This window comes from Allocatelliglobosispora scoriae (assembly GCF_014204945.1).
In the GTDB taxonomy this organism is placed as follows: domain Bacteria; phylum Actinomycetota; class Actinomycetes; order Mycobacteriales; family Micromonosporaceae; genus Allocatelliglobosispora; species Allocatelliglobosispora scoriae.
Map to the genome: position 1 here is coordinate 217,245 of NZ_JACHMN010000002.1, position 19,361 is coordinate 236,605.

Here is a 19,361-nt window from a genome sequence, read left to right on the forward strand (position 1 = left end):
CCCCCGGTGAGAATCAGTCGATCTCGACGACCGCCTGGGCGAACTGGGCGGCGTAGAGCCGGGCGTAGGCGCCCTGGGCCGCGATCAGCTCGTCGTGGGTGCCCTGCTCGACGATGCGCCCCGACTCCATCACCAGGATGACGTCGGCGTTGCGGATCGTGGAGAGCCGGTGGGCGATGACGAAGCTCGTCCGCCCCACCCGCAGCGAGGACATGGCCCGCTGGATCAGCACCTCGGTACGCGTGTCCACCGAGCTCGTCGCCTCGTCGAGGATGAGGATCGACGGTTCGGCGAGGAACGCTCGGGCGATCGTGATGAGCTGCTTCTCCCCCGCGCTGACGTTGGAGCCCTCCTCGTCGATCACGGTGTCGTAGCCGTCGGGCAGCGTACGCACGAAGCGGTCGGCGTGCGTCGCCTGCGCGGCGGCGATGATCTCCTTGCGGGTGGCGTCCGACGCGCCGTAGGCGATGTTGTCCGCGATCGACCCGCCGAAGAGCCAGGTGTCCTGCAGCACCATGCCGATGTTGGAGCGCAGCTCCTCGCGGGACATCTCGGCGATGTCCACCCCGTCCAGGGTGATCCGTCCACCGGTCACGTCGTAGAACCGCATCAGCAGGTTGACCAGCGTCGTCTTGCCCGCACCGGTCGGTCCGACGATGGCGACGGTGTGGCCGGGCTCGACCGCGAGGGACAGGTTCTCGATGAGCGGCTTGTCCTCGGTGTAGCGGAAGGAGACGCCCTCGAAGGCGACCCGGCCGAGCACCCGCTCGGGGCGCTGCGGTGCCTGCGGCTCGGCCGACTGCTCGGGTGCGTCGAGCAGGGCGAAGACCCGCTCGGCCGAGGCGACGCCGGACTGCAGCAGGTTCGCCATGCTGGCGATCTGGGTGAGCGGCTGGCTGAACTGGCGCGAATACTGGATGAACGCCTGCACGTCGCCGAGGGACAGGGTGCCGGAGGCGACCCGCAACCCGCCGATGACCGCGACCAGCACATAGTTGATGTTGCCGATGAAGAACATCGCCGGCTGGATCAGCCCGGAGATGAACTGCGCCTTGAAGCTGGAGGCGTAGAGCGCCTCGTTGTGCTCGGCGAAGGTCGCCGCCGACTCGTCCTGCCGGCCGAAGACCTTGACCAGCGAGTGACCGGTATACATCTCCTCGATGTGCCCGTTGAGCTTGCCGGTGGTGGCCCACTGCTTGACGAACTGCGGCTGCGAGCGCTTGCCGATCCGCATCGTCACCCAGATCGACAGCGGCACGGTCACCAGCGCCACGAGCGCGAGCAGGGGCGAGATCCAGAACATCATCGCGAGTACGCCGACGACGGTGAGCACGGACGCGATGAGCTGGCTCATCGTCTGCTGCAGCGTCTGGGCGATGTTGTCGGTGTCGTTGGTGGCCTTGCTGAGCACCTCACCGCGGGGCTGGCCGTCGAAGTAGCTCAGCGGCAGCCGCCCGAGCTTCGCCTCGACCTGCTCGCGGAGCTCGAAGACGCCGCGCTGGACGATCCGGGTGGCGAGCCTGCCCTGCAGCCACATGAAGATCGACGCGAAGACGTAGATCACCAGGACCCACAGCAGGATCTGGCCGAGCCGGTCGAAGTCGATGCCCTGGCCGGGGGTGACCTTCATGCTCGCGAGCATGTCGGCCTGGGTGTTGTCGCCGCTGGCCCGCAGGGCGTCGATCGCCTGCTGCTGGGTCGCTCCGGCGGGGATGTTCCTGCCGACGACGCCCTCGAAGATGACGTTGGTGGCGTTGCCGAGGATCTTCGGCGCGATCACCGAGAGCGCGACGCTGCAGACGCCGAAGGCGATGACCGCCGCGAGCGCGAGCCGCTGCGGGCGGAGCAGCGCGAGCAGCCGCCGGAAGGAGGAGCCGAAGTTGAGCGGCTTCTGGACCGGCGGGCCCATCATCATCCGGGCGGGCCCGAAGTTGTTGGACGGTGGTTCCTTGCGCGCGGGGGTGGTCACATCGCCTCCTGCTCGGTGAGCTGGGAGAGCACGATCTCCCGATAGGTCTCGTTGCCGTCCATGAGATCGGCGTGGCGGCCGTCGCCGACGACCCGGCCCTCGTCGAGGACGATGATGCGGTCGGCGTCGCGGATCGTGCTGACCCGCTGCGCGACGATGACGACTGCCGCGTCCGCGGTCTCCCGGGCCAGGGCCCGGCGCAGGTTGGCGTCGGTGGTGTAGTCCAGGGCCGAGAACGAGTCGTCGAAGAGGTAGATCCCGGGCTTGCGGACCAGGACGCGGGCGATGGCGAGCCGCTGGCGCTGGCCGCCGGAGACGTTCGTTCCGCCCTGCGAGATCGGCGCGTCGAGGCCCTCGGGCATCTGCTCGACGAAGTCGCGGGCCTGCGCGGTCTCCAGCGCCTGCCAGAGCTCCTCGTCGGTCGCGTCGGGCTTGCCGTAGCGCAGGTTGGAGGCGACGGTGCCGCTGAAGAGGTAGGGCTTCTGCGGCACGAACCCGACCGCGTCCGAGAGGGTCTCGGGGTGCAGGTCGCGGACGTTGACCCCGTCGACGAGCACCTCTCCCCCGGTCGCGTCGAAGAGCCGGGGCACCAGGTTGAGCAGCGTGGTCTTGCCGCTGCCGGTGCTGCCGATGATCGCGGTCGTCTCACCCGGCCGGGCGACGAGGTCGACGCCGTGCACGACGGGGTCCTCGGCACCCGGGTAGCGGAAGTCGACGTCGCGCAGCTCCAGGTGGCCGCGGCTGCCGAGCGCGGTGACCGGGTTGTCGGCGATCTTGACGCTGGGCTCGGTGTCGAGGACCTCCTCGATGCGCTCCGCGCTCACCTCCGCGCGGGGGATCATGACGAACATGAAGGTCGCCATCATGACGGCCATCAGGATCTGCATCAGGTAGCTCAGGAACGCCGTCAGCGCGCCGATCTGCATGCCGCCACTGTCGATGCGGCCGGCGCCGAACCACAGCACCGCCACGCTGGAGACGTTGATGACCATCATGACCGCAGGGAACATGATCGCCATCAGGCGCCCGACCCGGACGGACACGTCCATCAGCTCGGTGCTGGCACCTGCGTACCGGGCGCGTTCGTGATCGTCGCGGACGAATGCGCGGATGACCCGGATGCCGGTGATCTGCTCGCGCATCACGCGGTTGATCTGGTCCATGCGCTCCTGCATGACCCGGAAGTTCGGCCGCATCCGGATGATGATCAGGGCGACGATCCCGATCAGCACGGGCACGATCAGCAGCAGCAGGGCCGAGAGCGGCACGTCCTGCCGCAGGGCCATGACGATGCCGCCGACCATCATGATCGGCGCGGCGACCATCAGGGTGAAGGTCATCAGCGTCAGCATCTGGACCTGCTGCACGTCGTTGGTGGTCCGGGTGATCAGCGACGGCGCGCCGAAGATGCCGACCTCCTGGGCGGAGAAGCGCTGCACCTGGCCGAAGATCGCGGCGCGCACGTCCCGGCCGAGGGCCATCGCGACCCGGGCGCCGAAGTAGACGGCGATCACGGAGCAGACGACCTGCACCAGCGTGACGGCGAGCATGACGCCGCCGATCTTCATGATGTAGCCGGTGTCGCCCGTCACCACGCCGCCGTCGATGATGTCGGCGTTGAGCGTGGGTAAGTAGAGCGTGGCGATTGTGGAGATGAGTTGGAGCAGCACCACCAGCGAGATCTGGGTCGGATAGGGCTTGAGGTGGGTGCGCAGGAGACGGATCAGCATGCGGTCTCTTTCGCGGAATCGGCCGGATAGGTGGAGGCAGGGCGGGCGAGCAGCCCGTCCAGCAGCGCGGTGACGATCTCGTCGCTGTCGAGCAGCTCGGAGTCGTGGAATCCGCCGCGCTGGGAGGTGAGGATCAGGGTGAAGAAGAGCTTCGCCGCGAAGTCGGGACTGCGTCGCAGCTGGTGCCGGTCGGGCTCGATGATGAAGGTGAGCGCCGCGATGGTCGCGACGAACGAGTCGCGCAGGAACGACGGCGGGCCCGGTGGCAGGCCGGGCATCGGTCCGGCCGCCCGCAGCGCGCCGACGAGCCGCCCGTTCTCCGAGACCCGCTCGGTCAGGATCTCGGCCGCGAGCGTGAGCCGCTGGCGCAGGTCGAGGCTGAGATCCATGCCGCGCAGGGCCGCGACGGAGGGCATCGGGTCGAAGGCGCTGCCGAGCGCCGCGCAGATGAGCGCCTGCTTGTCCGGGAAGACCCGGAAGATCGTGCCTTCGGCGACGCCCGCGGCCTCGGCGATCTGCCGCGTGCTCACCTCCAGCCCGTGCTCGCGCAGCAGCGGCAGGGTCGCCGCGATCAGCGCCGCGCGGCGGTCGTCGGGTGCCATCGACGGTACGCGTCGCCGCCGCTCGCCCATGCTCGTCACCATGCGGGCGACTCTAGTGAGCGATCACTCACTTCGCCGCTGATTTTCTGCGGAGTTCGCCGAGGGCGGAAACGGCACATTGATCAACACTTCTGCATGCTTCAATCAGCGTGGGTCACCCGCAGAGAGAGGATCCCCCGCCGATGAGCAGAAAACGCCTGTTCGCCGCCGTTCTGGCCGGCCTCGCCCTTCTCGCCACGATGATCACGACAAATGCCGGACCCGCCCAGGCCGCCGTCCCCGACCGCAAGGGCTGGGTGCTGTGGAATCAGGCCGGCCCCGCCGTCGTCCCCTTCGGCACCTGGCCGCCCGCCACCACGGTCGTCCAGCCCGCACTCGGCCGCTACCGCGTTACCTTCCCCGGTCAGGCAGCCCCCGGCGGCGTGGTCCACGTGACCGCGATCAACACCGCACCGCGCTGGTGCCAGGTCGACTCATGGGGTGTCGTCGGCGCCGACGAGATCGCAAACGTGAGCTGCCGCGCGCCCGGCGGCGCCCTCGCGCAGACCAGCTTCAGCGCCGTCTTCTACAGCTCGTCCGGCGGCCCCGCGGCCGGCCCGTACGGCTACGTCTACAGCACCGCCGCAGGTGCGGTGGTCAACCAGTACAACTCCGCCGCCGGGATCAACACGGTCTTCCCCGGCCCGGTCGGGGTCTACCTCGTCCGCTTCCCGGGCATCGTCACCGGCGGCCCGCTCGACGGCAGCGTCCAGGTGACCTCGGTCCTCGCCAGCGCCGCCGCCCGCTGCAAGGTGGGCGGCTGGTCGTCGACGGCGCTCGGTCAGGATGTCACCGTCCGGTGCTTCAACGCCGCCGGTGCACCCGTCAACACCGCCTTCACCGTGACCTACCAGCACAAGGTGTCGCTCTACGGCGCGTCCAGCCCGCCCTTCCGCTTCGGCTACGTGCTCTTCCAGCCGGGCGTCGGACCGCCGACGACCAACTACAACAACGGGCTGCTGGCGTTCGGCGCCAACACCGTCGGCGGCGGAGGCGGTCTCTTCATCGTCACCTTCCCCGCGATCGGCGTACCGCAGAACACCGTGCAGGTCAGCGCCTACGGCCCGAGTCCCGACTTCTGCGGGATGAACGTGCCGTGGCTCAACGCCGGCGGGGCTCCACCGCAGCTCATCGTCCGCGACGTCAACTGCTTCACCAACGCCGGCGCCCCCGTCACCACCGGTTTCACGGTGAGTGCGAGCTCCATCGCCTGACCCGTGTCACGTTTTGCAGCAAAGCGTGGCCATCTCGCCTCGCGAGGCCACGCTTTGCTGCAAAACGTGACCGGGGGCTACGCGCGGGTGGCGCGCTCGGCGAGCTCGATGGCGTTGCGGAACAGCATCGCCACCGTGGTCGGGCCGACACCGCCGACCCGCGGGGTGATCGCGCTCGCGACCTCGGCGCACGACTCGTCCAGGTCCGGCAGGAGCCGCTTGCCCTCATAGCGGACTCCGCCGCCGATCGCGACGGCGCCGGGCCGCAGGTGCTCCGGCCGCAGGATGCCGGGTACGCCCACCGCCGCCACCACGATGTCCGCCCGCTGCGTGTGCCGCTCCCACCCCGGCACCCCGGAGTGGATCACCGTCACGGCGGCGTCGGCGGTCGGGCGCTTCTGGCTCAGCAGCAGCGACAGCGGCCGCCCGAGGGTCGTGCCCCGGCCGAGCACCACGACATCGCGCCCGGCGACCGGGATCTCGTGGAACGCCAGCAATGCTTCGATGCCGGCCGGCGTACACGGGACCGGACCCGGCATGCCGGCGGCGAGCCGACCGAGATTGAGCGGGTGCAGCCCGTCGACGTCCTTGTCCGGGTCGACCTCGAGCAGCGCCTCGGCGTAGTCGATGTGGTCGGGCACCGGGTGCTGGATGAGGATCGCGTGCACGCTGCGGTCGCTGTTGAAGTCGCGGATGGCTGCGACGAGGTCGGCGTGGGTGGCGTCACCGGCGAGGTGGATGTGCGGGGAGGCGAAGCCGAGCTCGGCGGCCTTGGCCTGCTTCATCCGGATGTAGCCGGCGCTGGCGGAGTCCTCGCCGACGAGGATGGTGGCGAGGCTGGGGGTGACACCGGTGGCGCTGAGCGTCTTGACCCGCAGGGTGATGTCGGCGAAGACGGCTTCGGCGACGGGTGCTCCGGGCAGCAGGCGTGCGGTCATGTGGGCGGGCTCCATCCGTGGTCGATCAGGGAGCCCGGTGCCCAGGCGGACGGCGACCGGAGGTGTGTGGAATGTGCGTCGGCTCCCCGGTGGTGCTCCACCTCGCGCCAGTCGCCGATCGCTGGACCCGAGTTTACCGGTGCCGTGCGCGGACCGTGGTGGCGGACAGGCCGTGGGCGGGAAATCGTCCGGGTCGCTGGACATTAATCGCGCCCTCGTCGAACTGCTGTTGCGGCGCGACAGCGTCGTGCAGATCAGCCCCGTGGCGGACTGGGAGGAGCTCGGCCGGTTCCTAGGGCTGATCGACGGTGCCCGGCACGACGCTCACGACGCGTGGCTGGTCATGCTGGCTCTGAAGGAGCGCACGCACATCGTGACGAGCAACCACTGGATCAGCCATGGGAGTGAGTCACACGGCACCGCCAGCCATTGACAATAGGATATGCGCGCGTTAGCTTGTTGAGTATGAGCCGCCGCATAACGGTCACCGTGCCGGACGACATCGCTGCCCAGCTCGATGAGCAGATCAACGTCTCGGCCTACGTCGCCTCCGCCGTCGCCGCCCGCCTCACCCGCGATCGGGCGCACGCCCACCAGGCCGACCACGGTTTCCACTCCACCCCCGAGGGCAGGGCCTGGGCCAAGCGAGCACTCGCCACCGCCGACGACAGCCATGACCCGCAGGCCTACGTCGAGCTGCGGTCGAGGCTCGGCCTGTGATCCTGCGGGTCGTTCTGGACGCCTCGGCCGTCTCCGCCTATACCGAATCAACCGGCCTCGTCGGCGAACTGCTGGCCGAGCTGGCGGACGAGACCGCCCGGCTCGCCGACTCCTCGCTGGTCGTGGGCTTCGGTGTGCCCGACATCTCGCTGGCGACCGCCGCCGCCCAGGCCGCCGATGCCGACATGATCGGCGTGCTGATGCGGCATCCGCTCTTCGCCACCGAGACCGAGGCGATCGACACCTCGGACTGGGTCAGCGTCGCCGGGCAGCTCGGTAACGCCGAGACCGCCGCGGTGGTGCTGCTCGCGATGACGGCCGACGCCTACGTGGTGACGCGTGACGTGCAGCGCTACGCCGTCGCACTGCTCGACGGCCTCAATATCATCACCCTGACCGACTGATCTCATGGTTATGCCCCCGCACGAGAGGTGTGCGGGGGCGGGACGAGCCGGGATCAGGCGGCGAGCAGGGTGTCGAGCTTGGTGAAGGAGCTGTTCCAGCCCTCGCGGCTCATCTCCAGGAACTCCGGGGTGAACGGGCCCTGGCGCACCACGAGCCGGGTCTTGCCGCCTTCGTCGTGGAACTCCAGCCGCATGTGGATCTCGCCGCCGACGAACTCCTCCTTGCCGACGAGCAGCTCGTTCTCGATCACCTCGGTGAAGGTCGCGTTGACCGGTGAGACCATGGTCGGGTCGGTCTCGCTGACCATGGTGAACCGCTGGTGGCCGCCGACGCGGGCGTCGATCGAGACGGTGTCGCGGGGCACCGAGAAGCCGGCCGGGCCGAACCAGGCGGCGAGCTGGTCGGGATCGGTGAAGGCGCGATAGACGAGCTCGCGGGGTGCGTCGAAGACGCGGGACATGACGAGCTCGGTGTCGCTGGTGTTCATGATGATTCCCTTTCGGTCTGCTGTGCCTGGATGCGCTTGAGGTGCGCATCGAGGCGGTCGAAGTTGGCGTCCCAGAACTGCCGGTAGCGCTCCATCCAGGCGGTCGCCTCCTGCAGCGGAGCTGCCTGCAAGCTGCTGGATCGCCATTGGGCCGACCGGCTGCGGGTGATCAGCCCAGCGTGCTCGAGGACCTTCAGGTGCCGGGAGATCGCCGGGAGGCTGATCGCGAACGGTTCGGCGAGCTCCAGGACGGTCGCGTCGCCCTCGGCGAGGCGGGCGAGGATCGCCCGTCGCGTCGGGTCGGCGAGCGCCGAGAAGATGATGCTGAGCCGGTCGGTTGCCACCGTATTAAGCCTCCGTGTTAATTAACGGACTCGTTAAACATAGAGCCCGGACGGCGAGCCGTCAAGTCCGGGCAATCGCCGAGAAGCTCCGACGGCGGCGACGGGGTTTGAATCACACGTGGTGCCGGATCCCGCCGCCACCGATGCCGAGGACCAGCGAACGGGAATCTCCACTATGGACAACATTCAGCCGCCATCCGGCCGGGTCGGCGCCACCGCGGCCTTCGCGCTGGTGCTGGCCGTCGCCGCCGCACTCACCGCGTGCGCTTCAACATCTCCGTTGGGTACGCAGACCATCCCTCCCCCGCTGCCCCCCGCGTCCAGCCCGGTCGTCGTGGAGAGCCCGCGCGGGGTGGATGTCGCCGCCATCTGCGGACTGCGGCCCAGTTCCGATCGGGCGCCGGTGACCGCCGGGCGGATCGAGGCGTGCTCGACACTCGTGCCCCGGCTCAACAACGCGCTCGTCGTCGCCCTGCGCGGGCAGCTTCCGCCCGTGGCGGTGCTGACGAGCAGCCTCAACAACACCAGCGGCGAGCCCCTCGGCGGGCGTACCCCCACCTTCTTCCCCAAGCCGGGCGGGGCCGGAACCCTGACCTACGCGGCGCCGGTGCAGATCCGCAACGGCGACTTCACCGCCCACCTCGAACTCACGGTCGGCACCTTCGACTCCGCCCCCACGCTCGCGCCCTGCCCGAGCCGGGCCCAGGCCGACGACATGCGGGCCAAGGGGATCGTGACGAACCGCTGCGGCCGGATGGTGGACCTGGCCGGCAACATCCTCGTGATCAACGACGTCTCCAGCCCGTTCGGCACCGGGGAGTGGGCTGACGTGCTGCTGCGGACCTACTCGGTGACGGCGTACCGGCCGGACGGGATCGTCGTGGCGGTCACCGTCAGCCCGGTGCTGGAGAACGCGACGGACCCGACGAGGTTCCAGCCCGGCGACCAGCCGACGATGTTCACCTCCGACCAGGTGGTGGCGCTCGCCACGGACCGGTCGCTGACCCTCATCGGCCCGTAGCCCGTCCGGTGAGCGGGGCGCGATCGGGCGCCCCGCTCACCGAGTTGATCCTGACTTCTGTTGCAGGATTCCCGGCGTGTCCAGCATTAAAATTCAGGGGGTTTGGGGGGTGCGGCCGAGCGGGAGGGAGCGGAGGATCAGGTAGAGGGCCAGACCGAACGGGGAGAGCAGGATGGTCAGGATCAGGATGGGGGCCATCAGGAGCGGGTGCAGTGCCCGCTCGCGGCTGTCCAGATAGATCCAGCGGCCGACGAAGAGGTCGAAGGCGATCAGGTGCGCCCAGACCGCGATCGTCCCGGCCTTCGTGCTGAGCAGGGCCAGGACGCCCGGGAGCGTCGGGTTGACCATCTCCGGCGCCAGGTCGGCGAGGACCGGCGCGACGGCGATGAAGTAGACGATCAGCGACGGCACGACCATCAGCGGCGAGCCGGCGATGCGCCTCGTCACCGACCAGCCCGGCGCCAGGATCATCAGCAGCCAGAACGGCGCCGCGACGGGGAAGACGACCTCGAAGTTCATGCGGTGACCTCACGATCGGACAGGGTGACGGCGGCGGGGCGCCATGCTGCGGCCGCCGCGAGGACGGTCACCGCCGCGAGCACCCCGGCGGCTGCCCAGGTCTGGGCGTCAGGATGAATCAAAGACTGCCCGCGCAGCGCCTGCCAGGTGACAAGCAGCGTGACACCGGCGTACCCCACTGATGCGGCGACGATGAGGCGGGCCCGGACCACCGGGTCCTGCAGGCGGCGGAACCGGCGGGCGAGCAGGGCCAGCGCGAGGCCGAGCAGCGGCAACGCCTGCAGGGCGTGCATGCCGATGAAGTGGCCGATCCGCAGGTCGCCCCCGACGGTGCTCCAGCCGAGCAGCGGCAGGCCGGGACCCCCGTCCTCGACGCCGACCGCATGGGCGCCGATCGTCGTGGGCGGCGCGGTCGCCATGCCGTCGATCTGGTCGGCGGTGGGGCTCGTCATGAGGAAGCCGACGCCGAGCCCGGCGAGTGCGATGACCAGCCCGAACCGCACGGCGAGCGTGGTGGCGCGGTCGTCGAGGCGGCGGCGCCACAGGAGGATCGCGACGGCGGCGGTGGCGAGCCAGAGCACGACGATCGTCGCGCCCATCACCGAGAAGAGCGTGGCGTCGAGGGCGGTGTCGTAGTTGAAGTGACTGCGGCGTCCACGCACGACCTGGCCGACGATGACGGCCATCTCGATCAGCGACGACGACGCGATGACCGTGCCGAGCCACCAGCGCAGACGCGGTGCCCGGTCGATCAGCGAGATCAGCCATGCGAAGGTGACGGAGTAGATGGCGAGGGAGATGGCGAACTTCAACGGCTTGAGCCAGATCGGCGCACCGAGGAGGATTCGGTCATCAGCGATGAGTCCCACGGTGCTGACCAGGGCGAGCGCTGCCATGATCAGGGCGGTCACGATGAGCGGTGGATGGATGCGGACGAGGCGAAGCACTGGGTCCCCCAGAATGGATAGCGGCACTCTCCGGTATCGGATAGGCGTACTATCCATCAAGGGGCCGCACAACGCAAGGGAGAAACATGCGCATCGCTGAGCTGAGTCGGCAAGCCGACGTGCCGGTCCCGACGATCAAGTACTACCTGCGCGAGGGCCTGCTGCCCCCGGGGGAGCTGCGCAGCGCCAACCAGGCGCAGTACGGCGAGGAGCACGTGCGGCGCCTGAAACTGGTGCGCGCGCTCATCGAGGTCGGCCGGCTGCCGATCGCCGCGATCCGCCGTGTCCTGGAGCACATGGACGAGCCCGAACCCAACCTGCACAACGTGCTCGGCCACGCCCTGATGGGCCTGGACCAGCGCGGCCCCGCCGACGACGAGCAGCTCGCCGCCGCGCTCAAGGAGATCGAGTCCCTGGCCGAGCGCCGAGGCTGGCGGCTGAGCCCCGACGGGCCGACCAAGCTCGCGGCGGCCGAGGTGATCGCCGCCCTGCGGCAGCTCGGCGTCACCGAACCCCTGGAGAACATCGACGACTACGCCGACACCGCCGAACGCGTGGCCCAGGTCGACATGAAGCTGGTCCGCAAACGGCTGGAGGATCCGGCCGGGCTCGTCTACGGCGTCGTCATCGGCACCGTCGTCGGCGACCAGCTGCTCGCCGCGCTGCGCCGACTGGCCCAGGAGGACGCCTCGGCCCGGATGTTCGGCATCACCGAGGTGACGGAGCCATGCTGAAGCTGCCCGCCACCGCCCGAGCCATCGCCGACGCCGCCACCGAGGCGATCACCGCCGCGCAGGCCGCCGACGCCGACGCCTTCGACACCGCCGCGACCCAGCTCGCCGGGCTCGACCGGGAGAAGGTCGGCATCGTGCTCGGCCACGTCATCCGGACGCTGCTGGAGCGCCGCCACCCCGACGGGCTCGACGGCGACGACATCCGCGCGATGCTCGCCGACTGCGTCCGGGGCGCGCTGCCGTGGCGGCCCGAGCTCGACCCGCACGTGCTCATCGTGCTGCTAGCCAACGCCCTCGACATCCACGAGCCCGACGAGGAGCGCACGGTCCTGAGCGCCGCCCAGGTCGCCGCGCACGCCCCGCTGCTCGTCGCGCACCTGGTCACCGGCTCGCGACTCGGCGCCCGGCACTACGTGGAGGCCGGGCTCGCCGAGATAGCCCGGGCCGAGACGATGGAGATGCCCTGACGCCCTCCTTACTTCCGGAAGTTCCCCGATAATTTCTGGAATCCATTGACGACACGAGGCTCCGGTCGAATACTTGGGAGCGCTTCCACAGGAAGCTTGACGAGCCTGCGACGACCTTCTTCCGCCCGGAACGAAACGCCGCATCGGCCGCCCGCCCGCTCCGCATCCTCAAGGGAGGAACCATGACCGACCTCCACGCCCAGGTCCCCTCGGGACCACGAAGGTCGCGCCGCTTCACCACCCCGATCGCCGTCCTCGCCACCATCGCCGCATTCGCCACGCCGATCCTGCTCACGGCCGAGCCCGCCGCAGCCGCCGGACCGCTGCGCGCCGCCGCAGCAGCCAAGAGCCGGTTCATCGGCTACGCCGCGGCAAACAGCCCGCTCGCCAACGAGGCCGCCTACCGCAGCATCGCCACGACCGAGTTCAGCCAGGTCACGGCGGAGAACGCGATGAAATGGGACGGGACCGAGAACGTCGACAACGCCTTCACCTACGCCAACGGCGACGCGATCGTCGCCTCCGCCGCGGCGAACAACCAGGTCGTGCACGGGCACACCCTCGTCTGGCACAGCCAGACCCCCGGCTGGGTGCAGGGCCTGAGCGCGACCGCGATGCGCGCAGCGATGCAGGACCACATCTCCAACGTGGTCGGCCACTGGGCCAACAACCCGGTCGTGCAGTCGTGGGATGTGGTCAACGAGGTCTTCGACGAGAACGGCGGCATGCGCACCAGCTTCTGGTACAACACGCTCGGCCAGAGCTTCGTCGCCGACGCGTTCCGCTACGCCCGCGCCGCCGACCCCGACGCCAAGCTCTGCATCAACGACTACAACGTCGAAGGCATCAACGCCAAGAGCACCGCGATGTACAACCTCGTCTCCTCGCTGAAGAGCCAGGGCGTCCCGATCGACTGCGTCGGCTTCCAGACCCACCTCGCCGTGCAGTACGGCTTCCCGAGCCAGATGCAGCAGAACCTCCAGCGCTTCGCCGACCTCGGCGTCACGGTGCGCATCACCGAGCTCGACGTGCGCATCGAACTCCCCGCCGACTCCAACGAGATCGCCGCGCAGAACACCTACTACGGCAACGTCGTCAAGGCCTGCCTCGCCGTCACCGCCTGCACCGGCGTCACGATCTGGGGCTTCACCGACAAGTACTCCTGGATCCCGGACACCTTCCCCGGCCAGGGCCAGGGTTTGATCTACGACACCAACTACTCGCCGAAGTCGGCGTACACGGCGGTGCTGGACGCCTTCGGCGGCGCACCGGCCGACACCACTCCCCCGAGCACCCCCGGCACTCCCACCGCCTCGGGTGTCACCTCCAGCAGCGCCACACTGAGCTGGAGCGCGTCGACCGACAACGTCGGGGTCACCGGATACGACATCCTGCGCGCACCGGGCACCAGCGGCGGCACCTTCGCCGTCGTCGGCTCGTCCACGACCACGTCGTTCACCAACACCGGCCTGTCCCCTTCCACGTCATACCGCTACCAGGTCCGCGCCAAGGACGCCGCCGGAAACCTCTCCGCGACCTCCAGCGCCGTCACCGTCACCACCTCGGCCGGCACCGGGGACACCACCCCGCCGAGCACCCCGTCCGGCCTGGCCGCGTCGGGCACGACGAGCAGCAGCACGACCCTGACCTGGACGGCGTCCACGGACAATGTCGGAGTCACCGGATACGACATCCTGCGCGCACCGGGCACCAGCGGCGGCACCTTCGCCGTCGTCGGCTCGTCCACGACCACGTCGTTCACCAACACCGGCCTGTCCGCCTCCACGTCCTACCGCTACCAGGTCCAGGCGAAGGACGCGGCAGGCAACGTCTCCACGGCCTCCAGCGCCGTCACCGTGACCACCACCAGCGGTGGCGGTGGCGGCGGCTGCTCGGCGACGGGCACCGTGCAGAGCACGTGGAACAACGGCTACGTCATCCAGCCGCTGACCGTCACCAACACCGGCACCTCGACCATCACGAGCTGGACCGTGACCTTCACCCTTCCGGCGGGCCACACGCTCACCGGATCGTGGAACGCGACCTTCACGGTCAGCGGTCAGATCGTGACCGCGAAGAGCATCTCCTGGAACGGCACCCTGGCACCGGGGGCGTCGACCTCCTTCGGATTCCAGGCCTCTCGCCCGTCCGGCGACACCAGCGTGCCGTCGGGCTACACCTGCACCACGCCGTAACACTCCCCTGAACGACGGTGGGCCGCCCCTCAACTCTCAGAGGAGCGGCCCACCGTTCCCGTTGCCATTGTGCTGATCGACGCCCGCCCGATTCGCCGCAGCTCCGTGATCTTGATGGCCATCGGGTACAGCGGAATCATCGAACGACCCGCTGCTTCGATACGCCGCCTCATCGTCGTGGTAAGAGCTCGGCGGTTCTCCGCGTCGACGGCCAACCACTCCTGCCGGACGCTGTCGAAGTACTCCGAGTACGGCATCCGAGACCAATTGCCCAATACCGCGCGATCGACAACCGGGAACACAGCCGGCAGCAGGAAGTGGCAGAATTTCGAGGCGAAGACAGGAGACCTCGTCGGTTTGATCAGCGCGACCGCCCGGACGAATGGTTCGACCTCGCTCCAACGCACAGTCGCGGTCGACAATGGGCCGGCAGGCAGAATTCCACATGGCTCCCACCGACGACGCATGTTCGTTGAACCGCTGTGTCAGGAGCGCGCGAGGGAACGGACGGGTGGCTTTCCATCTCCTGAGCTTCGGATAGATCTCCTCCCATCACGACGGAGTGAACATCGACCGGGAACACATCTCGGCGAGTGCCGCGTAGTGGCCGTTGTGGAAGTCCGGCGGCCACTTCCTGCGCTGCCATATGATCATTCCGCGCTCGAGTTCACGCACGGAATCGAGCCGCGGCGCCGACGGTTCATCCATCCCTCATCCTGACGGACGGCACTTAAGGGTGGCGGGTCAGGGTCGGCTCCTGGAATTGCCCGGACGCGCGCGCTCACAGGTCACAGCCAGGATCAGGCATGACCTCTCCCGCGCCCTCGCGCTCGCTCGGCCCGTTGCTCATCGCCGCCCCACTCTGCATCGCCGGGTACGGCGCGATCCGGCTGATCGGCATGGCGGACGGCCGTTACGGCCCCGGCCTGGACTGGCAGCTCGCCCACCTGGTGGCCCTGGTCGGCATGGTGGCGTTCGTACCGGTGATCCTGCGGCTGTCCCGCTGGACCCGTCCGGGACGGCTGCGCACCACGGTCGTCGCGGCCACCCTGTTCGGGCTCGCCGCCTCGATGGTCCAGTTCGGCGCCGACATCGTCGAGGCGCTGATGGCCGAGGACAAGGCCGAGATGCGTCGGCTGTCGCGCAGCTTCACGTCGATCCCCGGAGTCGAGCCCGTCGTCTACCAGATCGGTCCGCAGCTCTTCTTCCTCGGGCTGGTCGCGCTCGCGGCACTGCTGACGAGGGCCGGACGGCTGCCGTGGTGGAGCCCGGTCCTGATCCTCGTCAGCGTGGTGCTTCCGGTGTTCACATTGGACCTGATCACGGTGACGGGGCTGGGCATCCTGATCGCGTTCGCGCCGGTGCGCGTACCCATCGGGACCGCCTGATCTTGATCTTCTCGACCGCCCTCGCCGCCGGCTTCTCCGCGGGTCGTGATTGCTCCGCGGGTGTGAAACGCCTAGCTTGGATGAAGCTCGATGGATGGCGGGGGCCGCGATGGTGATCAGCAGAAGGGCCGTTCTGGGAGCGGCGATGGGGGTGACGGCCGCCGCGCTGGCCGGGTGCGTGCCGGAGTCGCCGACGACCCGACCGTCCGCGAGCGCATCGTCGGTCGTCACCTCGCCGGCGGGTCCGGCACCGGTCCCTTCGCCGACGGGGCGGCTGATCGGCGACGGCAGCACCCAGGACACCGGCCCTCAACCGCACCAGCCGCGCCCGCAGCGCCTCGGGCCGGGCGAGGAGCCGCCGCAGTTCGTGGTCCTGTCCTGGGATGGCGCCGGGTCAGCCCAGCTGTTCACCCGCTTCCGCGGCCTGGCGCAGGAGCTGGGCGGCGCGATGACGTTCTTCCTGTCCGGGATCTACACGCTCCCCGAACGGAATCGGAGCTTCTACCGGCCGCCGCGCCACCCGGTCGGCGCGTCATCGCTCGGGTTCCTGTCGGACCGGTCGGTGCATGACGCCATCGAGCAGGTCGGCATCGCCTGGCACGAGGGCCACGAGATCGGGACCCACTTCAACGGCCACTTCTGCGGTCCCGGCGGGGTGTCGGACTGGTCGCCCGCCGACTGGGACAGCGAGATCGACCAGGCGATCGCCATGGTGTCACAGTGGCGGACTAACACCGGGTTCACCGACCTGCCGCCGCTGCCGTTCGATTACGCGAAAGAGCTGATCGGCGGGCGTACGCCATGCCTCGAGGGCCGGGCTAACCTGCTGAAGGCGAAACGGGTCCAGCAGTGGCGATACGACAGCTCGGGGACCGGGATCCAGACCTGGCCGTCGAGGTTCCGCAACGGACTGTGGAACCTGCCGATGCAGCAGATCCCGTTTCCGGGGCACAGCTTCGAGGTCCTCGCGATGGACTACAACATGATGTTCAACCAGTCGCGTACCCCCAACGGCGACGCCAGCCGACGGCCGACCTGGTACAAGCAGGCCCGTGACGCGTACCTCGCCGGTTTCCAGCGCGCCTACACCGCCAACCGGGCACCGCTGATCATCGGCAACCACTTCGAGCGGTGGAACGGCGGCATCTACATGGACGCGATCACCGATGCGGTCCGGCAGATGGCTCAGCACGACTCGGTGCGCTTCGTCTCATTCCGGCAGTTGGTCGAGTGGCTCGACGCGCAGGACCCCGCGGTCCTCGCCAAGCTCCGCACGCTGCCGGTCGGGCACAAGCCGACCGGGGGTTGGGCGACGTTCCTCGGCTCCACCTGAGCTGCTCACGGTCGGAGCGTGTCGACCCGCTTCACGGCCGCGTCGATCTGCGCCATCGTCAGTTGACCGGCTTTGACCTGTTTGACTGCGGTGTCCAGGGTCTTCCGCACGATGTCCGGGTCGTAGACCTGCTGGTTGGCGTAGACCAGCAGGTCCACGCCCGCCTGCACGGCGAGCGTGAACGCCTCGGCGTCACCATATCTGCCGGTGATTCCGGCCGCCTGCATGTCGTCGCTGACGACCGGTCCGGCCCACCCGAGCTCGCCGCGCAGCAGCTCCGTGACCACCTTGGGCGACAGCGACATCGGCCGGCTCGGATCGAGCTGGCGGTTGAGCAGATGGGCGACCAGCACCGAGTCGGTGTTCCCGTCGGCGATCAGGCGCTGGAACGGCACCAGCTCCGACCGCTTCCACGTCGACGTCACGTCGACCACGTCGAAGTCGGTGTTGCCGGTGGCGCTGCCGAAGCCGGGGAAATGCTTGATCGACGTCTTGATCCCGGCGGCCCGGTGCACCTTGATCTCCTCGGCCGCGTTGGCGACCACGACGTTCGGATCCGCTGAGAAGCTCCGGCCGAGCTCGCCGATGGCGGGGTTGGCCGGGTTGACGTTCAGGTCCACGACCGGCGCGAAGTTCATCGTCACGCCGATGGACTTCATGCTCCTGACCATGCCCTGGGCCCAGGACGCGGTGTTCGCCGTCGTGTTCACCGCCCCGACCTGCTGCTGCGACTGCGACGCCGGGAAGCCGTCGCCGGGGTTGAGCCGCGAGATCTGACCGCCCTCCTGGTCGATGGAGACGATCAGCGGGCCGGGCGCGGCGTCACGCAGGGACTTGACGAGGCTGGTCACCTGGGCCGGCGACGTGATGTTGCGCGGCCCGCCGGTGAGCTGGTCGGTATCGAACAGGATCACACCGCCCAGGCCCTGCTCGCGGATCGCACGCACGATCCAGTCACCCGGTGCGACGCTCGTCCCTCGAAACCCGACGACGAGCAGGCTCGCCACCTTGCGCCGCAGCGCTGCCTCGTCCAGAACCGGCGCCTTTTCGCCCGCCGTCGGCGCCGACGACGAGGCCGACGATCCGCCGCCCGCCGATCCGCATCCGGCGAGAGCGGCCGACGCGGCCAGACCTGCCGCGGCGAGGAGTTGGCGGCGGCTCATCTGGGCGCCCATCCACTCAAAATATCCGAAATACCTTCGCCTGGTACGCGAAACAGCAGCCCACGGCTCAGGCATGCTGAAGCCTGACCATCGCCCGGTAGTTCACCCGTGCACGCCCGCAGTGCCGTCGATCAAGGCGCCGCGTCCCGGCTGAACTGGCCGTTCACGGGGCCTCGCGCTGTAAGGAGTTACCCTATGATCCGCCGGTGACGTCGAAACCCCCCTCTGAACCGGACTTCACCAGGCAGGGCGCTTCCCCGGAGCTGGCGCCTTTCGTGGAATTGAGCACGGCTGAAAACCACCCCGAACTACGCGCCCGGATTGCGGCGATCGTCGACCCGCACGAGCTCGCCTACATGGCCGATACGTTCATCACCGACAGTTACGGCAACTACCTGCTCGGGCTCGGAGATGCCGCCACCGGGCTCGACCTGGCGTTCGCCGCGTCCTTCCGCACCCATCTGGCCTGGCGGGCCCGCACCGGCCAGCGAGCGCAGTACGTGACGGCGGCGCAGTGGAAGGCGTTCCGCGAGCACCTCGTGCTGTCGGAGCAGGCTCTCTTCGCGCTGGTCGCCCGCGAGCCGGACAACCACCTCGCCTGGGTGTTCCGGTTACTCAACGCGCGCGGCTTGGAATTGGGGCAGTCCGAAGCCCAGCGCCGGTACGCTGCCGCGGCGAAACTCGTTCCGCATAACACCCTCGCCGAGCAGACGTACCTTCTGCAGCTGCTGCCCAAGTGGAGCGGCAGCTGGCCGCAGGCGCACGAGTTCGCCCAGGAGTGCTCGCGCAGCTCGCCACCGGGAAGCCTCAACAGTGAGGCGGTCGCGACCTACCACGTGGAGCGGATGATCGATGCTGACGGCGGCAGGCAGGCCGCCGTGTTGCGTGAGCCCGGCGTCGCCGACGAGTTGATGGCAGCAGCACGCCATTCCGTGCTGCACCCGGAGTTCGGCCGGCCCCTCGGCTGGGTGCCCGCGTTGAGCAAGTTCGCCATGCTCTTCTCCGTGGCCGGCGACTACGCCTCCGCCGCGCTGTTCTTCCGGGCGATGGGCCCGTTCGGCTCGCTGAGGGTCTGGACCTGGATATCCGACGATCCGGCCAAGACCTTCGTCATCCACCGCGACCGCGCACTGGCAAAGGGCTGAA

21 protein-coding genes and 1 riboswitch are annotated in these 19,361 nt (G+C 69.1%); of the genes, 11 read left to right on the top strand and 10 right to left on the bottom strand.

Annotated features, from left to right (window positions below):
* Nucleotides 1-13: 13 nt before the first annotated feature.
* From F4553_RS06915 to F4553_RS06925, 3 genes are read right to left on the bottom strand one after another with little or no spacing between them, the layout of a single operon-like run.
* Entirely contained in the window at nt 14-1,915 is a 1,902-nt protein-coding gene (locus tag F4553_RS06915; RefSeq protein ID WP_184840479.1) for an ABC transporter ATP-binding protein, read from the bottom strand.
* Between the two features lie 50 nt (nt 1,916-1,965).
* A complete protein-coding gene (locus F4553_RS06920; RefSeq protein WP_184833664.1) occupies nt 1,966-3,699 on the bottom strand; it encodes an ABC transporter ATP-binding protein in 1,734 nt (577 codons plus the stop codon).
* Complete coding sequence (locus tag F4553_RS06925) at nt 3,693-4,343, bottom strand: TetR/AcrR family transcriptional regulator (RefSeq protein WP_184833666.1); 651 nt, start codon at nt 4,341-4,343, stop codon at nt 3,693-3,695. Before F4553_RS06925 ends, F4553_RS06920 begins: the two co-directional genes overlap by 7 nt.
* 140 nt (nt 4,344-4,483) lie before the next feature.
* Between F4553_RS06925 and F4553_RS06930 the strand changes: the two genes are divergently transcribed.
* Nucleotides 4,484-5,554 (top strand): hypothetical protein, encoded by a 1,071-nt coding sequence (locus F4553_RS06930; protein ID WP_184833668.1) that lies wholly within the window; start codon nt 4,484-4,486, stop codon nt 5,552-5,554.
* A gap of 77 nt (nt 5,555-5,631) precedes the next feature.
* Here the strand turns inward: F4553_RS06930 and F4553_RS06935 are convergent, their stop codons facing one another.
* Nucleotides 5,632-6,492 (bottom strand): bifunctional 5,10-methylenetetrahydrofolate dehydrogenase/5,10-methenyltetrahydrofolate cyclohydrolase, encoded by an 861-nt coding sequence (locus tag F4553_RS06935; RefSeq protein ID WP_184833670.1) that lies wholly within the window; start codon nt 6,490-6,492, stop codon nt 5,632-5,634.
* Between the two features lie 32 nt (nt 6,493-6,524).
* A riboswitch (ZMP/ZTP riboswitch) is annotated at nt 6,525-6,617 on the bottom strand.
* Between the two features lie 47 nt (nt 6,618-6,664).
* On the opposite strand from F4553_RS06935, the gene F4553_RS06940 reads away from it, so the two are divergent.
* Genes F4553_RS06940 through F4553_RS06950 form a run of 3 tightly spaced genes read left to right on the top strand, consistent with a single transcriptional unit; the run spans nt 6,665 to nt 7,616 of the window.
* Entirely contained in the window at nt 6,665-6,925 is a 261-nt protein-coding gene (locus F4553_RS06940; RefSeq protein WP_184833672.1) for a hypothetical protein, read from the top strand.
* Between the two features lie 32 nt (nt 6,926-6,957).
* A complete protein-coding gene (locus F4553_RS06945; protein ID WP_184833674.1) occupies nt 6,958-7,212 on the top strand; it encodes a hypothetical protein in 255 nt (84 codons plus the stop codon).
* The gene (locus F4553_RS06950; protein WP_184833676.1) at nt 7,209-7,616 is read left to right on the top strand and encodes a hypothetical protein; all 408 of its coding nucleotides are present in this window, start codon (nt 7,209-7,211) and stop codon (nt 7,614-7,616) included. Before F4553_RS06945 ends, F4553_RS06950 begins: the two co-directional genes overlap by 4 nt.
* A 53-nt stretch (nt 7,617-7,669) precedes the next feature.
* Here the strand turns inward: F4553_RS06950 and F4553_RS06955 are convergent, their stop codons facing one another.
* The gene (locus F4553_RS06955) at nt 7,670-8,104 is read right to left on the bottom strand and encodes an SRPBCC family protein (RefSeq protein WP_184833678.1); all 435 of its coding nucleotides are present in this window, start codon (nt 8,102-8,104) and stop codon (nt 7,670-7,672) included.
* A complete protein-coding gene (locus tag F4553_RS06960) occupies nt 8,101-8,448 on the bottom strand; it encodes an ArsR/SmtB family transcription factor (protein ID WP_184833680.1) in 348 nt (115 codons plus the stop codon). The genes F4553_RS06955 and F4553_RS06960 overlap by 4 nt, the downstream gene beginning before the upstream one ends.
* Nucleotides 8,449-8,623: 175 nt before the next feature.
* On the opposite strand from F4553_RS06960, the gene F4553_RS06965 reads away from it, so the two are divergent.
* A complete protein-coding gene (locus tag F4553_RS06965) occupies nt 8,624-9,469 on the top strand; it encodes a hypothetical protein (protein ID WP_184833682.1) in 846 nt (281 codons plus the stop codon).
* Between the two features lie 93 nt (nt 9,470-9,562).
* Here the strand turns inward: F4553_RS06965 and F4553_RS06970 are convergent, their stop codons facing one another.
* Together F4553_RS06970 and F4553_RS06975 are read right to left on the bottom strand one after the other, a co-directional pair.
* On the bottom strand, nt 9,563-9,988 hold the full coding sequence (locus F4553_RS06970; protein WP_184833684.1) for an ABA4-like family protein: 426 nt from the start codon (nt 9,986-9,988) through the stop codon (nt 9,563-9,565).
* Nucleotides 9,985-10,935: a hypothetical protein gene (locus F4553_RS06975; RefSeq protein ID WP_312875124.1), complete on the bottom strand. Its 951-nt coding sequence runs from the start codon at nt 10,933-10,935 to the stop codon at nt 9,985-9,987. The genes F4553_RS06970 and F4553_RS06975 overlap by 4 nt, the downstream gene beginning before the upstream one ends.
* Nucleotides 10,936-11,021: 86 nt before the next feature.
* Here F4553_RS06975 and F4553_RS06980 point away from each other — a divergent pair, with 86 nt between their 5' ends.
* From F4553_RS06980 to F4553_RS06990, 3 genes are all read left to right on the top strand, one after another.
* Entirely contained in the window at nt 11,022-11,669 is a 648-nt protein-coding gene (locus tag F4553_RS06980; protein ID WP_184833686.1) for a MerR family transcriptional regulator, read from the top strand.
* Entirely contained in the window at nt 11,663-12,136 is a 474-nt protein-coding gene (locus F4553_RS06985; protein ID WP_184833688.1) for a hypothetical protein, read from the top strand. Before F4553_RS06980 ends, F4553_RS06985 begins: the two co-directional genes overlap by 7 nt.
* Before the next feature lie 182 nt (nt 12,137-12,318).
* Nucleotides 12,319-14,331 carry an endo-1,4-beta-xylanase gene (locus tag F4553_RS06990; RefSeq protein ID WP_184833690.1) on the top strand — a complete coding sequence of 671 codons (2,013 nt, stop codon included), beginning with the start codon at nt 12,319-12,321 and terminating at the stop codon, nt 14,329-14,331.
* A gap of 29 nt (nt 14,332-14,360) precedes the next feature.
* Here F4553_RS06990 and F4553_RS06995 read toward each other — a convergent pair whose 3' ends face one another.
* Complete coding sequence (locus F4553_RS06995) at nt 14,361-14,738, bottom strand: hypothetical protein (RefSeq protein ID WP_184833692.1); 378 nt, start codon at nt 14,736-14,738, stop codon at nt 14,361-14,363.
* A gap of 399 nt (nt 14,739-15,137) precedes the next feature.
* On the opposite strand from F4553_RS06995, the gene F4553_RS07000 reads away from it, so the two are divergent.
* Both F4553_RS07000 and F4553_RS07005 read left to right on the top strand, forming a co-directional pair.
* Nucleotides 15,138-15,719 (top strand): hypothetical protein, encoded by a 582-nt coding sequence (locus F4553_RS07000; protein ID WP_184833694.1) that lies wholly within the window; start codon nt 15,138-15,140, stop codon nt 15,717-15,719.
* A 145-nt stretch (nt 15,720-15,864) separates the two neighbouring features.
* Nucleotides 15,865-17,052, top strand: a complete 1,188-nt coding sequence (locus F4553_RS07005; protein WP_221469807.1) for a polysaccharide deacetylase family protein — start codon at nt 15,865-15,867, stop codon at nt 17,050-17,052.
* Nucleotides 17,053-17,057: 5 nt separating this feature from the next.
* Here F4553_RS07005 and F4553_RS07010 read toward each other — a convergent pair whose 3' ends face one another.
* Nucleotides 17,058-18,227 carry a glycoside hydrolase family 3 N-terminal domain-containing protein gene (locus F4553_RS07010; RefSeq protein ID WP_246466205.1) on the bottom strand — a complete coding sequence of 390 codons (1,170 nt, stop codon included), beginning with the start codon at nt 18,225-18,227 and terminating at the stop codon, nt 17,058-17,060.
* 194 nt (nt 18,228-18,421) lie between these two features.
* Between F4553_RS07010 and F4553_RS07015 the strand changes: the two genes are divergently transcribed.
* Nucleotides 18,422-19,360 carry a hypothetical protein gene (locus tag F4553_RS07015; RefSeq protein ID WP_184833698.1) on the top strand — a complete coding sequence of 313 codons (939 nt, stop codon included), beginning with the start codon at nt 18,422-18,424 and terminating at the stop codon, nt 19,358-19,360.
* Nucleotide 19,361: the final 1 nt, after the last annotated feature.

Bases quoted from the DNA above. Each gene is read 5' to 3' on its own strand.
- F4553_RS06965 (WP_184833682.1), top strand. From the start codon at position 8,624: ATGGACAACATTCAGCCGCCATCCGGCCGGGTCGGCGCCACCGCGGCC.
- F4553_RS06935 (WP_184833670.1), bottom strand. From the start codon at position 6,492: ATGACCGCACGCCTGCTGCCCGGAGCACCCGTCGCCGAAGCCGTCTTC.
- F4553_RS06930 (WP_184833668.1), top strand. From the start codon at position 4,484: ATGAGCAGAAAACGCCTGTTCGCCGCCGTTCTGGCCGGCCTCGCCCTT.
- F4553_RS06920 (WP_184833664.1), bottom strand. From the start codon at position 3,699: ATGCTGATCCGTCTCCTGCGCACCCACCTCAAGCCCTATCCGACCCAG.
- F4553_RS06945 (WP_184833674.1), top strand. From the start codon at position 6,958: ATGAGCCGCCGCATAACGGTCACCGTGCCGGACGACATCGCTGCCCAG.
- F4553_RS06990 (WP_184833690.1), top strand. From the start codon at position 12,319: ATGACCGACCTCCACGCCCAGGTCCCCTCGGGACCACGAAGGTCGCGC.
- F4553_RS06970 (WP_184833684.1), bottom strand. From the start codon at position 9,988: ATGAACTTCGAGGTCGTCTTCCCCGTCGCGGCGCCGTTCTGGCTGCTG.
- F4553_RS07005 (WP_221469807.1), top strand. From the start codon at position 15,865: ATGGGGGTGACGGCCGCCGCGCTGGCCGGGTGCGTGCCGGAGTCGCCG.
- F4553_RS06925 (WP_184833666.1), bottom strand. From the start codon at position 4,343: ATGGTGACGAGCATGGGCGAGCGGCGGCGACGCGTACCGTCGATGGCA.
- F4553_RS06955 (WP_184833678.1), bottom strand. From the start codon at position 8,104: ATGAACACCAGCGACACCGAGCTCGTCATGTCCCGCGTCTTCGACGCA.
- F4553_RS06980 (WP_184833686.1), top strand. From the start codon at position 11,022: ATGCGCATCGCTGAGCTGAGTCGGCAAGCCGACGTGCCGGTCCCGACG.
- F4553_RS06915 (WP_184840479.1), bottom strand. From the start codon at position 1,915: ATGATGATGGGCCCGCCGGTCCAGAAGCCGCTCAACTTCGGCTCCTCC.
- F4553_RS06985 (WP_184833688.1), top strand. From the start codon at position 11,663: ATGCTGAAGCTGCCCGCCACCGCCCGAGCCATCGCCGACGCCGCCACC.
- F4553_RS07010 (WP_246466205.1), bottom strand. From the start codon at position 18,227: ATGGGCGCCCAGATGAGCCGCCGCCAACTCCTCGCCGCGGCAGGTCTG.
- F4553_RS07000 (WP_184833694.1), top strand. From the start codon at position 15,138: ATGACCTCTCCCGCGCCCTCGCGCTCGCTCGGCCCGTTGCTCATCGCC.